14 protein-coding genes and 1 other RNA gene are annotated in these 13,610 nt (G+C 45.1%); 2 read left to right on the top strand and 13 right to left on the bottom strand.

Annotated features, from left to right (window positions below; all coding sequences use genetic code 11):
- From ABFC84_13965 to ffs, 12 genes are all read right to left on the bottom strand, one after another.
- Positions 1-188 (bottom strand): twin-arginine translocation signal domain-containing protein (locus tag ABFC84_13965; protein ID MEN6413848.1); only part of this gene is annotated, 188 nt, incomplete at its 3' end.
- 137 nt (positions 189-325) lie between these two features.
- Positions 326-616, bottom strand: coding sequence for a ferredoxin family protein (locus ABFC84_13970; protein MEN6413849.1), 291 nt, complete (start codon positions 614-616; stop codon positions 326-328).
- Positions 613-1,896 (bottom strand): FAD-dependent oxidoreductase, encoded by a 1,284-nt coding sequence (locus tag ABFC84_13975; GenBank protein ID MEN6413850.1) that lies wholly within the window; start codon positions 1,894-1,896, stop codon positions 613-615. Before ABFC84_13975 ends, ABFC84_13970 begins: the two co-directional genes overlap by 4 nt.
- A gap of 65 nt (positions 1,897-1,961) precedes the next feature.
- Positions 1,962-2,888, bottom strand: coding sequence for an electron transfer flavoprotein subunit alpha/FixB family protein (locus tag ABFC84_13980; GenBank protein ID MEN6413851.1), 927 nt, complete (start codon positions 2,886-2,888; stop codon positions 1,962-1,964).
- A gap of 17 nt (positions 2,889-2,905) precedes the next feature.
- Positions 2,906-3,685, bottom strand: coding sequence for an electron transfer flavoprotein subunit beta/FixA family protein (locus tag ABFC84_13985; GenBank protein MEN6413852.1), 780 nt, complete (start codon positions 3,683-3,685; stop codon positions 2,906-2,908).
- A gap of 58 nt (positions 3,686-3,743) precedes the next feature.
- A complete protein-coding gene (locus ABFC84_13990) occupies positions 3,744-4,538 on the bottom strand; it encodes a short-chain-enoyl-CoA hydratase (GenBank protein ID MEN6413853.1) in 795 nt (264 codons plus the stop codon).
- 13 nt (positions 4,539-4,551) lie between these two features.
- Complete coding sequence (locus ABFC84_13995) at positions 4,552-6,108, bottom strand: CoA-transferase (GenBank protein MEN6413854.1); 1,557 nt, start codon at positions 6,106-6,108, stop codon at positions 4,552-4,554.
- A 50-nt stretch (positions 6,109-6,158) separates the two neighbouring features.
- Positions 6,159-7,562, bottom strand: a complete 1,404-nt coding sequence (locus tag ABFC84_14000) for a GntP family permease (protein MEN6413855.1) — start codon at positions 7,560-7,562, stop codon at positions 6,159-6,161.
- A 106-nt stretch (positions 7,563-7,668) separates the two neighbouring features.
- Positions 7,669-8,808, bottom strand: coding sequence for an acyl-CoA dehydrogenase (locus tag ABFC84_14005; GenBank protein ID MEN6413856.1), 1,140 nt, complete (start codon positions 8,806-8,808; stop codon positions 7,669-7,671).
- A 50-nt stretch (positions 8,809-8,858) separates the two neighbouring features.
- Entirely contained in the window at positions 8,859-9,278 is a 420-nt protein-coding gene (locus ABFC84_14010; GenBank protein ID MEN6413857.1) for a MaoC family dehydratase, read from the bottom strand.
- 199 nt (positions 9,279-9,477) lie between these two features.
- Positions 9,478-11,544, bottom strand: a complete 2,067-nt coding sequence (locus tag ABFC84_14015) for a sigma 54-interacting transcriptional regulator (protein MEN6413858.1) — start codon at positions 11,542-11,544, stop codon at positions 9,478-9,480.
- A 362-nt stretch (positions 11,545-11,906) separates the two neighbouring features.
- An RNA gene (ffs, locus tag ABFC84_14020) (signal recognition particle sRNA small type) lies at positions 11,907-12,006 on the bottom strand.
- A 191-nt stretch (positions 12,007-12,197) separates the two neighbouring features.
- Here ffs and ABFC84_14025 point away from each other — a divergent pair.
- Together ABFC84_14025 and ABFC84_14030 are read left to right on the top strand one after the other, a co-directional pair.
- Entirely contained in the window at positions 12,198-12,560 is a 363-nt protein-coding gene (locus ABFC84_14025; protein ID MEN6413859.1) for a hypothetical protein, read from the top strand.
- 71 nt (positions 12,561-12,631) lie between these two features.
- Positions 12,632-12,952, top strand: a complete 321-nt coding sequence (locus tag ABFC84_14030) for a hypothetical protein (GenBank protein MEN6413860.1) — start codon at positions 12,632-12,634, stop codon at positions 12,950-12,952.
- A gap of 453 nt (positions 12,953-13,405) precedes the next feature.
- Here ABFC84_14030 and ABFC84_14035 read toward each other — a convergent pair whose 3' ends face one another.
- On the bottom strand, positions 13,406-13,603 hold the full coding sequence (locus ABFC84_14035) for a hypothetical protein (GenBank protein MEN6413861.1): 198 nt from the start codon (positions 13,601-13,603) through the stop codon (positions 13,406-13,408).
- Positions 13,604-13,610: the final 7 nt, after the last annotated feature.

The following is a 13,610-nucleotide window of genomic DNA, read 5'->3' on the forward strand; positions in this document are numbered from 1 at the left end:
TGGAGCCAGATCACCGGCGGCAGAGGCTTCGTTTCGGCAGCTTCCACCACAGCCGGAATCATGGTCGGCGCTAGCCCTAAAATACCGGTAATCGCAACACACGTCTTAAGAAAGCTTCGCCTGCTCAAGTTTTTTTTCTGGAATACATCCCATAAGGTATCTCTTTTTTCCATATGTACCCGCCTCATTCTTATTTATACTACAAAAAAGGAGTGCCGGATTATATTTCGGCACTCCGACACTCCTATCAGATAGACGTCAGATTGCGTTCTATCTCGTAAACCAGCTGTAAGAAACAGACTTATATTTTGATATTTTTTAGTATTCAACCGTACCGAAAGGCCACCCCGAACGTACCCCGGGGATAAGTCCATTTGGCAATGCCTTTTTGACTGCACATGACCCGGCAAGTGCCACATTCCAAACAGCCGGCATAATCAAAGTTAATTTCGCCGTCTTTCAATGTATACAAAACGGCCGGACAAATAACCAAACACGGCTTATCCTTACATTTTGCACAAATTGTTTTATCAATAACAATATGGGGCTCCTCTTCGTCTACAGCAAACTTATCAAATCCCAACAGTTCTTCCGCTCCATGTTTTTTCACTGTCATATCGAGGTGACCCCCTTCCAACCATCGGCTACTAATTGCCCAATTGAAACATGTTTCTTCGCAATTTTTCTCATGGCCTTCGGCATTTTTTCAGGAACATTGCCATCCACGGTGAACATGAACTTTAGGGCATCATTGGCCAGTTGCGGGTAGGCTTTAGCCATTCTCGGTATAGCCGTGATTTCCGGCCAGCCCGCAAACAACTTTAGGGTCGGAGTGAGATTGAGTTTTTCCAGTTCTCTCACATAGTTTGGTCCTACTTCCGCTCCACTTCGAGCGCTAATGATAGCCCGTGCCGCAGCAACGCCACTGACGATAGCCAGATCGATGCCCCGCAGGATGGTGCCGGTATTGATACAAAACCCGGCTGCATCGCCAACAACGACAAACCCATCCCGATAGAGCTTTTTGGGAACGCCCTTAAGGCCACTTTCAGGAACCAGATGTGCACCATATTCCACGGTGGTTCCGCCCTCAATTAAGGGATAAATGGCCGGGTGCAGTTTAAAGTCCTGATAAATTTCTTGAATGGATTTACTCTGTTTCGCAGCAGACTCCGGACTATAGACAATGCCTAACGAAATACTATCTTTATTGGTGTACAGGAACCCGCCACCTTGAATTCCTTCGGTACAACCAAGAATAACCCGAGCCGTTCCTTCATCCGGCCCGAGATTGAATCGCTGTTGAATGGTTTCGGCGGGAAGTTCGATGATTTCTTTAACCCCTACCCCTACCATATGGGGCGTAAGTTCACTGCACAGGCCTGCTTTCTGCGCCATAAAGGAATTGATTCCATCGGCAGCTATGACGATGTCGGCAACCATTTCGTCGTCTCCGGCTTTTACCCCGACAACCTTACCCTCCCGAATCAGCAAGTCGTCAACCCGAATGCCAGCTGCAACCATGGCGCCTTGTTCTTCTGCTTTGCCGGCAAACCACTCATCAAAGGGGGCCCTTAACACGGTATAAGACTGAGGCAAACTCGCTTTAAAAGTATAGTCTACATAATCAATCGTTACCCCACTGGTTTCACCCAGCAGCATGACCTGTTCCCGCACGACCTTACGCTCCAGCGGAGCCTGGGAATGAAGCCCCGGTTCAACTAATTCCAAGGCATAGGTGTAAAGACGCCCGCCGGTAACATTTTTACTGCCCGGACTGACACCGCGTTCAATCATTAAAATACTTTTACCTGCCTTGGCCAGTAAATAAGCACTTGCAGAGCCGGCTGGCCCGGCACCCACGATGATGACGTCGAATTTTTCCTCTTCACTCATTGGCTTCACCTACCCTTACTCTATCATCTTTTTCGTATCCACATAACTATTAAGACAGGCTCAGTTTATTTCAGTGCTTCCGTCAACAAAGGTACAATCTGGTAAAGATCACCTACTATTCCGTAATCAGCAGCAGCAAAAATTGGTGCATTTTCATTCGTGTCAATGGCTACAATAATTTTTGAATCACGGATTCCAGCAACATGCTGAATTTGCCCGGATACTCCCATTGAAAGGTACAGGCTTGGTTTTACCTTTTGCCCGGAAAGGCCGATATAGTTTTCATTTGGTAACCAATGATAATCTTCAGCAATGCTACGCGTACAACCGATCTCGGCACCAAGAACTGCCGCAAGATTCTGAGCAAGCAGTAAATCTTCCTTTTTACCCACACCTCTGCCAATACACACCAGTTTTTCTGCCGTTGCAATATCCGCACCCTGCCGTACAATGGGACATACGTTGCCAACTGCAACCGCAGCCTCCACTGCAACATTTACCTTAACAATTTCTCCGGTCCGGCTATTATCCTTAACCGGCACATCATAAGTACGCGGCGGAATGGTAGCCAGCCCAATCCCTCTTAGTACCTCTGTGCATACCGCCAATCCACCATACATCATTCTGTCTGTTTCAATGGCTCCGTCCTCGTAACGAACGGAGAAAGCATCAGTAACCAGTCCGGTTTTAAGGCGTGCTGCCACCTTGGCGGCCAAATCTTTGCCCCGTAAGGTTGCACCGATAAATACGGCCATAGGACTTTCCTTCGAAGCTAAATCAGCAACTGCCTGTGCATAACTTTCCGGCCAAGCACTGTCCCCTTTTAAAACAAATACTTTATCAGCGCCTGAAGCAATAAGTTCTTGCGCGTCTTGTTCAAAAATTGTAACCGCACACACCTGTTGCTGTGTCTTATCGGCCAATTCCCCGCCCAGTGTCAACAATTGCTGTGCAATATTGGTATCTTCAGAATATACCCAGATTCCTGCCATCATCTTTCCTCCTTTCTTTACAGTGCACCTTCTTTAGTAAGATTTGCTACAAGACTGGTCACCTTCTCAGCCGGGGTCCCCTCTTTATAGATTACATTTTTACGGCTCATAACAAAACCTTTAATGCTCTTAACATTATTTTTGGGCTCAGTATCTTCCATATTCAAGCCTAAATCGGCGATTTTCCATTCGGTAACCGGTTTTTTTGCTGCACCAAGAACCTGTTTCAGACTGGGAATACGTGGCTTATTGACCTCAGGCAAAACAGTAATCACCACCGGAATTTGAACGGTTACCACTTCGGTACAATCGCCGATTTTTCTGGTAGCTATAACTTTATTGCCTTCAATTTTCATTTCAGTAACGAATGTAATAACGGGAATATCCAGTAATGTCGCTACGCGGGGTCCTACTTGCTGCCCATAAGTATCGGCTGATCCTTCCCCGCAGATAATAATGTCATAATCACCCACTTTCCGCAAAGCGGCAACAAGGACATTGGAAGTAACAAAAGCATCCGCTTTTTCGGCAGCCGCGTCATTGATCCAGTATGCCTTTTCGGGTCCACGGGATAAGGCATCCTTAAGGGATTGCTTGGCAGTGCTTGTACCGAATGTAAGGCAGACTACCGAAGCGCCGCTCTTTTCAGCCTGTAAAACAGCTTCTTCAATCGCATTACGATCATATTCACTGATTTTATATTTCGCCCTGCTGGTATCCAATGCAAGATTTGCCGGATTAATTTTAATATCTTGTTCGTCTAAAACCCATTTGTAGCATACTACGATGTTAGGCATAATTCTGCTCCTTTCTTAAAAGGCAGGGGTGGGATGTCCCCCGCCCCTGTTTACTTTGCTACTTTCCAAAGCGTCCGCTAAATAATGGTTTGCGTTTTTCCACGAATGCTGTCATGCCTTCTTTCTGGTCTTCACTGGCGAAACAGGTACCAAATATATATGCTTCATACTGCATGGCATTGGGGATATCCATTTCCATACCCCGATTAATGGCATCTTTGGCCAAATAAACGGCGCTCGAACTTTTTTTCAAAATCCGTTTTGCTATCCCTTTTGCTTCCTCCAGTAGATTTTCCGGAGCCACTACTCTTTGCACCAAGCCGATACGCAATGCTTCCTGCGCATCCACCATATCGGCAGTATAAATCAAAAGCTTAGCCATTCCCCGTCCTACCAAACGAGCCAGCCGCTGGGTTCCGCCAAATCCGGGAACAATACCTAAACCCACTTCAGGCTGACCGAATTTTGCTGTCTCGGAAGCAATACGGATATCGCAAGCCATCGCCAACTCACAGCCGCCGCCTAAAGCAAACCCATGAACAGCTGCAATAACCGGCTTGGTGCATTGTTCAATCTTAAGAAATGTGCTTTGACCCTTTTCGGCAAAAATCTTGCCTTCGATCACATTCATATCTTTCATTTGCGTAATATCGGCACCGGCAACAAATGCCTTCTCGCCCGAACCGGTGAGGATAACCACTTTCACCGCATCATTGGCGGCAACCTCGTCAAAAGCCTGATTCAAGTCATCCAAAACCGCTGAATTTAAGGCATTCAATGCTTTAGGACGATTAATCGTTATTACAGCAACCCCGGCTTCTTCATTGAATAATAAATTACTATATTCGGACATTTCTATCTCCCCTTTATTTTTTTATATCGGCTGCCAGATTCATCGGCTCGTCTTTGAATATGCTGGCATCCATGATCTTAAGGGCAGGCGACACTATCACCCTGGCGTCTATCTGCGCTAAAACATCCCGTTCCAGCTCCACTCCCGGAGCGATCTCCGTTAAGACCAATCCGTCTTGCTCCAATGTAAACACTGCCCGTTCGGTTATATACACAACCGGCTGATGAATCGACCTGGCGTATTTTCCACTAAAGGTAACTTGTTCAACTTGGGGAATAAACTTTTTGGCTTTGCCTTCTTTTTCAATGATCAGCTTTCCATCCTTAACAACCTCTCTCAGTCCGCCAGCTGTTAAAGTACCACAGAATACCACTTTTTTTGCATTTTGGGAAATGTTGATAAAACCGCCGCAGCCTACTACTTTAGGGCCAAATTTACTGACATTCAAATTGCCTTCACTGTCTACCTGGGCAATTCCCAGACAAGTAACATCCAAATTACCGCCATCGTAAAAATCAAACATATACGCATGATCAATCATGGCTTCAACGTTCGCTGTCGCACCGAAACTTGACCCTCCTGCCGGTACTCCGCCAAAACCGCCGGCTTCCACGGTAAGAGTCATTAAGTCGCCAATTCCTTCTTCAGCAGCTACAGCAGCCACCCCTTCCGGTACCCCGATCCCCAGATTTACCCGACAATTCGGTACAAGTTCCATGGCGGCACGCCGGGCAATTACTTTCCGTTCATTCAGGGCTAACGGAGGAATCGCGTTTAACGGGATCCTAATTTCGCCATTGTAAGCCGGATTATAATATTCACCGAAAGTTTGATTAAATTTATCTTTATCACCGACAACTACGTAATCAACCAGTAGTCCGGGAACCTTCACCATCCGGGGATCAAGCGTTCCGCTAGCCGCAATCCGCTCAACCTCGGCGATAACGATACCCCCTTTGGCTTTGGCGGCACCGGCGGCTGAAAAGGCTTCACAATAGACAGCTTCCCGCTCCATCGTCAGATTACCCTTTTCATCTGCTGTACTGGCACGAATCAAAGCCACATCCAAAGGAAATGCCTTGTAAAACAAATACTCTTCGCCGTCCACTTCCATCACGCTGACAATATCCTCGGTCGTTTTTGCATTGAGTTTACCGCCTTCAAGCCGGGGATCAACAAATGTACCCAGTCCCACTTTTGTTAATACCCCCGGTTTTCCCCCGGCTGCCGCCCGGTATAAATGCGCCACCGTACCTTGGGGCAGATTATAACCTTCTACCAAGTTTTCATGAACCAAATTTCCCACTCTTGGTGCTAACCCATAGTGACCGGCAATAACTCGTTTCACCATTCCGGCATTACCAAAATGATTGGCACCACGTTTTTGGCTATCACCAATGCCGGCACTAAACTGGATTGTCAAATCACAAGGATGTCCAGTAGCTAAAAAACTCTCTTCGCAGGCAGAGCTCAGTGTCTCCGGATGATCATTGCCGACAAATCCGGTCAGGCCGACAAATGCGCCGTCTTTAATTAAGCCGACAGCTTGTTCTTTGGTAATTAATTCCATAATTATTCCTCCTTTAATTTACTATTTGCATCCAAAATTCTTCCCGGTTTTTAGTAAAGACCGGTAACCGTGTGGAAAAGAATGATGACAAATACCATACACGTCTTAATTACCGTCATGGCAAAAATATCACCATAAGATTGTCTGTGAGTTAAGCCGCAAACCGCCAGGAGCGTAATAACCGCGCCGTTGTGGGGCAAGGTATCCATCCCGCCTGAAGCCATGGAAGCCACTCTGTGCAAAATATCCGGTGACATGCCGATTGAGTTCGCCCAAGCCAGCCAGTCCTTGGACATTAAATCCAAAGCGATGGACATCCCGCCTGAAGCCGAGCCGGTTATACCGGCTAATACATTAACGGTAACTGCTTCCGACGGAAGCGGCGATGAACCAATGTGGATTCCCAATAAAGCGTTGGCAATGGATTTAAAGCCCGGCAAAGAAGCGATTACATTGCCATAACCAACTTCGGATGCAGTGTTCATGATCGCCAGCAAAGAACCGATCGTGCCGGCATTTAACGCCTTCTGCAAACCGCCTTTCGGCAGCCGGTTTAAGCCGAAGGCAACCGCCACAAAAATACCGCAAACCAAAGCCACAATCAGCGCCCATATGCCAACAACATTCTTAACGGCAGCTGCCGTCAGCGGCAGTTTCATGGCCTGGAAGGGAGCCAATAATCCGGTATCCCAGGTGAATACACTATTCAGAATAAAGTTAACTACCAACACTGTAAGCAAGGGTAGCATTCCCAATTTCCAATCCGGTAATTTCAGCTTTGTCTCATCGATCTCTTCCGGTTCATTGAGAGTATGAACTCCATATCCCTCACCCTTAGCCAATGCCGCTTTGCGCCGATGTGTTAACCACGTCATTCCCAGAATGAAAATCAATATACCGCCAGCTATGCCACTAATCGGAGCAGCGTAAATATTGGTTCCAAAGAAGTTTGTCGGAATCAGATTCTGAATTTGCGGCGTACCGGGAACACAGTCCATCGTAAAGGTAAAAGCCCCGAGAGCAATGGTACCGGGAAGCAGCCGTTTCGGGATATCCGCTTCCTTATACAAGGCAACAGCAAAAGGATAAACCGCAAAAACGACTACAAACAAGCTAACTCCACCATAAGTCAGAACAGCGCAGGCAAGAACAACCGACAAGATGGCTCGCTCTTTACCAAGTCCCTTAATAATGGCATGAGCGATGGCTTTGGCCAAACCGGTGTCTTCCATCACTTTACCGAATACAGCTCCCAGCATAAATACAGGGAAAAACAGCTTAATATAGGTGACGGCCTTAGCCATAAACAATTCTGTATACGCGGGCATAACGGAAAATCCTTGAAGCGCTGCCGCAAGCAAAGCAAAAATGGGTGCAAATAATATAACAGAAAATCCTCGGTAGGCGAAGAACATTAAGAGAAATAGGCTCAATATAATTCCCAAAACCTCCATATATTTCTCCCCTTTTGTTTTGAATGATAGAGCGGCTTGATCAAATCTGCCGCCCTATCATTTCGTTTTTTATTATCCGCTCTGCACTTTCCGGTCTTGAATTTTCTTAACGCAGAAGACTGCCTGACACAACCATCCGTTGAACTTCATTGGTGCCTTCATAAATCGTGCAAATCTTAGCATCCCGATACAATCTCTCAACCTTAAAATCTTTAATATAGCCGTAGCCGCCATGAATTTGAATGGCCTTAGAACAGACAAAATCGGCTGTTTCCGAGGCAAACATTTTAGCCATAGCCGCTTCCTTGCTAAAGGGTTTCCCGCTATCTTTGGCTGCTGCAGCCTGGTAAGTCAACAGGCGGGATGCCTGAAGTTTGGTCTCCATATCGGCCAGCATCCATTGAATGGCTTGCTTGGTGGAAATCGGTTTGCCAAACTGTACTCTCTCTTTCGAATATTTAACTGCTTCATCCAAAGCCGCCTGGGCAATCCCCAAAGCCTGTGCCGCTACGCCGACACGTCCGCCGTCAAGCGTAGCCATGGCAATACCAAAACCCTTACCTTCTTTGCCGATTAAATTTGCTTTAGGAATGCGGCAATTTTTAAAAATCAATTCTGTAGTTTGCGAACCGCGGATACCCATTTTATCCTCATGCTTGCCGATTTCAAAGCCAGGTAAATTCGCCTCTACCACAAAAGCGCTCAATCCCTTAACTCCCTGAGACGGATCCGTTAAGGCGAATATAATATAGACATTGCTGACACCGCCATTGGTGATAAAACACTTTGTCCCATTAATGATATATTCATCACCATCCAGCATCGCCGTACAAGCTCCGGATGCAGCATCCGTCCCGGCGCCTGGTTCGGTTAAAGCGAAGGCACCCAGTTTTTCTCCTTTGCACATAGGAACTAAGTATTTTTGTTTGAGTTCCTCGGACCCCCATTTGAAAATCGGCCAGGAGGCGAGCGAACAATGGGCGGAATAAATAATACCTGTGGACGCGCAGGAGCGGGACAGTTCCTCAACCACCAGAATGTAGCTAAGATAATCCGCACCTGCGCCGCCATACTCGGAAGGATATGGCATTCCCATAAAGTCAAGTTCTTTTAGCTTTTGCATCGTTTGAGCCGGATAGCGCCCCGATCTATCCAGTTCGGCTGCAATTGGTTCGACATGCTCCAGGGCAAACTCACGGGCATTTTGTTTAATAAGCTGTTGCTCTTCCGTTAAATTGAAATCCATGAAACATTCCTCCCTGTTATTTGTTTATCTTATGTTGATAACGACGCTGTTTACGCCTTCGGCGGCATAACAAGTGCTTCACCATCCAAAACTACTTTCCCGTTCTGATTTGTACAGGTAGTTTTCAAAGTAATGCGGTTTTTTTCCGCATTTCTGTCAATCACTTCAGCCCGGGCGGTAATGGTATCGCCAAACTTGACCGGAGCAGTAAACTTTAATGTTTGAGACATGTAGATAGTTCCCGGGCCAGGCAATTGCATACCGAGCACAGCCGACACTAAACCGGCACTTAACATACCGTGGGCGATTCTTTCTTTGAACATACCCTGCGCAGCCTCCTGTGCATTGAGGTGAGCGGGATTCATATCACCGGTGATACCGGCAAACAAATACACATCGCTCTCGGAAATCGTTTTAGCATGCTCCGCGAAATCCCCCATCTTAATATCTTCCATTGTTCTACCTTTCATCGACACCCCTCCTAAACTAGTATCTTGAGATTTATTTCACTTTCCACTTATTGTATAAGCAAGTTCCATGCCAAAAAAATAACAAGCCTATTTACTAGGCTTGTGGTAGTTTTGTTGTCTATAAATACTGTCGGCCCGACAGTCACTTTTGGATTTCCGACAGTTATTCTTCACTATTCCAAATATTTCGATAATATTTTTACTTTAAATCATATTTTTTTATCTTTTCATACAAGGTGGACCGATGTATCCCTAAAATCTTTGCTGTTAAGGCTTTGTTGCCTTTAGTGTAGCGCAGAGTTTCGGTAATACATTCCCGTTCCGAAGAAAATCTGGTTTCTTGGACGTTGTCTTTCAGCCCTCCCACCATATCCTCCTGACAGGATTTAAGTAAACCTAATTGCGGCAGATTCCGCGGTGTAATTACTGAAGAATTTACTGTTGCCCCAATCTTCTCCAACAAGTTGATTAACTCCCTGACATTACCCGGCCAATTGTATTCACGTAATAGTGCCAATGCATCCGGCGAAAATTGCTTCAAGGGAATTTCTAACCGGTGACACACTCCGGGAATCAATATATCAATTAACTCGCCGATATCTTCCTTTCGATCCCGCAGTGGTGGTAATTGCAAGCAAATCACATTAAGCCGATAATATAAGTCCTCGCGGAATGTATTCTGCTTCACCATTTCCTCCAGCGGTTTATTTGTTGCCGCAATGATCCTTACATCACAGGTCAACATTTTTTCTCCACCAACATGCTCAAAAGACTTATCCTGCATCACCCGCAGTAGCTTAGCCTGCATTGCCAGCGGCATATCGCCGATCTCATCCAAGAAAATTGTTCCCTGGTCTGCCAACTCAAATCTACCCTTTTTCCCTCCTTTGCGCGCTCCGGTAAAAGCGCCTTCATCATAACCAAATAATTCCGCTTCCAATAAATCGTTAGGAATAGCGGCACAGTTAATCGACACAAATGGCATATGCCGTCGCTTGCTGGCATTATGAATGGCTTCGGCAAATAAATCTTTACCCGTTCCGCTCTCTCCCAAAATTAGCACCGTAGTGTCGGTCATTGCCGCCTTGGCGGCTAAATTTTTTACATGTATCATTCCACGGGAACGACCGATGATCGTTTCAAAAGTAGGTCTAGGTGAGCTAATCGACCCCAGCAAGGTTTTCCCATCCAGCTGTGAGCCGCTCTCCCGCTGCAATAATGCGCTTACCTCGCTGATATCTTTGAACATGGCCTCGCCAATAGCGCCAATGATATTGCCGCCTTTAAACATTGGAACCCGGTTAACCACTACTTTGCGTCCCTTAACACTCTGCAGTTCAGCCAATTCGGGGATGCCGGTCTTCAGCACAATATGCATTCTAGAATTTTCAATAGTGCCTTTGGCAGGCTGGCCTAATAATTCTTCCCGTGGAATACCCATAATATCCTCGTACGAGTGATTTGCAAGGTTGATTATATTATCGGTATCCACAACGATAATCCCCTGCTTCAGGTTTTCAAAGATACACTCTAAGGCTTCTACCTTCTGCTGCGTTGTACTAAGCTTTTTAGTCATATCTGCAGTCTCCAAAACATCTTGGATAATAGCCAGTGCACCCACTACTTTCGGGCCTTCGCAAATAGGCGACCGATTGACTAATAATTTTTGCCCATTAGCTTCCAAACAACTACCTATCTCTTCCTTGCCTGTATGCAATATCCTCATGAGACCAGTATTGGGAATAATATCTCTAATGAACTTGCCCGCAGCCTGTTCTACGGATACTCCAATAATCCGTGCCGCCGCATCATTAAACACTTCCACAATCCCGTAAGAATTAATCACGACAACCCCGTTCTGAGCTGCGCAAACCAATGCCTGCACTTCATTCTCGGTACGACGCATTTGACTGTAGAATATTTCCATGAATTCTTTTTGGCTAAGCATCCCTACCAATTTATTATCATCATCTACTACCGGCAGTCGCCCTACCGGAATCTGCCAGGCTTCTTCCATAGTAGTTTCAGGATGAACAACAATAACACTTTGGGTCATGACTGTGGAGACAGGCTGAGAAAGCGGAATCTGATTAATTGCCGCTTCTATTATGTGACCTCTGGTAATAAGTCCACAAACTTCATCCGTGCTGGTAACTACGGGAGCGCCACCAACTTTATACTTATAAAATAGAAATGCGGCATCTTTCAAGGTATCGGTGATTTTAACAGCCTTAGGCTTAGGCGTCATGAAATCCCTTACAATCAATTGTATCCCTCCGTTCTTGATCCAAATTTCTACACAAAAACCACTTGGTATCGCTATGCTACTATAATTGTTCCATTACTATTTATGGTATTATTGGGAAATCATTCTCTATACCATCCAAAATTCCTCTACATGTTGGTTAATACTGTCGGACTTTTTTAAAGATTGCATTTATTCATTTGCTAACCCGACACTGATTAACCATAACCCCTCTCTGCGCGCTCTGTGGTTAAAAAATCCCCGCATTCTCATATCCTACTAATTATACTTTCTGATAGATCTAAAAAAGACAGCCGGATATTCCGCCTGTCTCACATCATGATTAATTTTGCCCGAACTCTTTTTAACGTCGGGCCACGGCAACAAATCAGGCACCCTTGCGGCACATAAAAATAATCACTTACCGTTGCTTCCTTCCGGACCTGGCGGGGTTCGTGAGTTCCTATTGCGCAAGACCCAAATTGCTGCTATGGTCCGACCTTAAAAACAGCCGGAGCAATTTTTGTCTCTAAGAGATTATACTATACATAATATACGATTGCAAGTGGATTTTCCTGGATAAGACACGGCCATTCAAATTCGATTCTAATGGTCATGGATTATAATTATAGGGAAGTTTTGTTATTCCATCACTTCTTAGCCGGGAGGCAATTATGACCGCAAAAATCGTTCCGTTTCCTACACTGGACGTACAAAGTTTGGCAGCAATCGACAAGTTGATCCGGACATATCTGGCCGAGATGACAGCCGATAACAATCTCATTGATTATGTTGGTGATCGAATGAAAGATTTTATTGAGAAATATGCCTATAAATCATTTGTCCCCAGCTTTCATCTGGCAATACCGCCCCATATGTCACAACCACAAGTCGACGCTCTTTTGTGCTCCATTGAAGAAGGCTTACAGCGCAATGCCAGCCAGATGCAGGAAATGATTAATAAAATCATATTCGAACGACTTTATCGCGAAGTCGAAATCTACGAACAGTTGGTCAAAATCAGAGGCCTGAAATGAATTCAAATGAAATTCAAAGAATTCATTTCGATAATAAAATACCATATTAATACAATATTGGAGGGAAACTCATGAATATTTCTTCTGTAAGCAGCAGCTCAGCCGCTCAATCAACAAGCAGTACTTCCACCAGCTTAAAAACGTTGCAAGCTAATGAACAAAAAATCGAAAATGAAATCAAACAGCTGCAAAAACAAGATGCAGACAAAAACTCTGCCGAGATTAAACAACTTCAACAACAATTGAGCCAAATTCAAGAACAAATAACCGAACAGGAATCTTCCGGCAGCACGCAAAGTACTTCCGCCACCAACCAAAGCGTCGGACCTGCCTATACGGTACAAATTAGCGGAAAAGCGGTGCAGAGCGCAAGTACGGCAACCGCAAAATAGAAAATTTTAAATCAACAAAGGCTACTCGCAGGGGTAGCCTTTGTTGATTTAAAAAAAGAATCCTGTGTCTCAATGATCACGTTCCATCGTCACTTGAGATAGGATTGAAAAAAGCTACTTGCAAAAGTAGCACTTCCCCGTAAAACAGCTCTGGTTGTCACAGTTTTGTCATATTTTTATGCTATATTGAATTTAGTAAACTTTACCTAACGTAAAGGAATAAATTTCATCCAAGGCAGGCGTTCATAATGGTTAGCCCTCATGTTGTAAATTCGATAGTGGCGATTATTTGTTTGGTTTTTGCCATCAGCTTATTAGATTATGACCATTTATCCTAAATTTTAGATTGACATATGTTACCACTTGTAGCATAGTAAAATAGTAATAGTAAAATAACGTCAGAGGTAACGGTATATGTCTGTTGATATTGTCGCTAATAATTCGTCGCCCTATTTAAACCAAGTTAATAGAAAGCGGCGTTCCAGCAGTGACTTCTTTGAAAGCATCGCCGATGATTTTAGCATTGGCCCTGCCTACATTGTGGAAATCTCGGCAAAAGGCCGGCAATTGCAGCAAGCGCATCAAATACGCATTGTCCGGCTGACGAGGAGAAGTCTGTTCTAGTTTTCGTAATAATAATTCTACATCCATATTTATC

It is taken from the genome of Veillonellales bacterium (assembly GCA_039680175.1).
Taxonomy (GTDB): Bacteria; Bacillota; Negativicutes; order JAAYSF01; family JAAYSF01; genus JBDKTO01.

Coding starts and splice junctions, on each gene's coding strand:
- ABFC84_13970 (MEN6413849.1), bottom strand. CDS start 616: ATGACAGTGAAAAAACATGGAGCGGAAGAACTGTTGGGATTTGATAAG.
- ABFC84_13975 (MEN6413850.1), bottom strand. CDS start 1,896: ATGAGTGAAGAGGAAAAATTCGACGTCATCATCGTGGGTGCCGGGCCA.
- ABFC84_13980 (MEN6413851.1), bottom strand. CDS start 2,888: ATGGCAGGAATCTGGGTATATTCTGAAGATACCAATATTGCACAGCAA.
- ABFC84_13985 (MEN6413852.1), bottom strand. CDS start 3,685: ATGCCTAACATCGTAGTATGCTACAAATGGGTTTTAGACGAACAAGAT.
- ABFC84_13990 (MEN6413853.1), bottom strand. CDS start 4,538: ATGTCCGAATATAGTAATTTATTATTCAATGAAGAAGCCGGGGTTGCT.
- ABFC84_13995 (MEN6413854.1), bottom strand. CDS start 6,108: ATGGAATTAATTACCAAAGAACAAGCTGTCGGCTTAATTAAAGACGGC.
- ABFC84_14000 (MEN6413855.1), bottom strand. CDS start 7,562: ATGGAGGTTTTGGGAATTATATTGAGCCTATTTCTCTTAATGTTCTTC.
- ABFC84_14005 (MEN6413856.1), bottom strand. CDS start 8,808: ATGGATTTCAATTTAACGGAAGAGCAACAGCTTATTAAACAAAATGCC.
- ABFC84_14010 (MEN6413857.1), bottom strand. CDS start 9,278: ATGAAAGGTAGAACAATGGAAGATATTAAGATGGGGGATTTCGCGGAG.
- ABFC84_14025 (MEN6413859.1), top strand. CDS start 12,198: ATGACCGCAAAAATCGTTCCGTTTCCTACACTGGACGTACAAAGTTTG.
- ABFC84_14030 (MEN6413860.1), top strand. CDS start 12,632: ATGAATATTTCTTCTGTAAGCAGCAGCTCAGCCGCTCAATCAACAAGC.
- ABFC84_14035 (MEN6413861.1), bottom strand. CDS start 13,603: ATGGATGTAGAATTATTATTACGAAAACTAGAACAGACTTCTCCTCGT.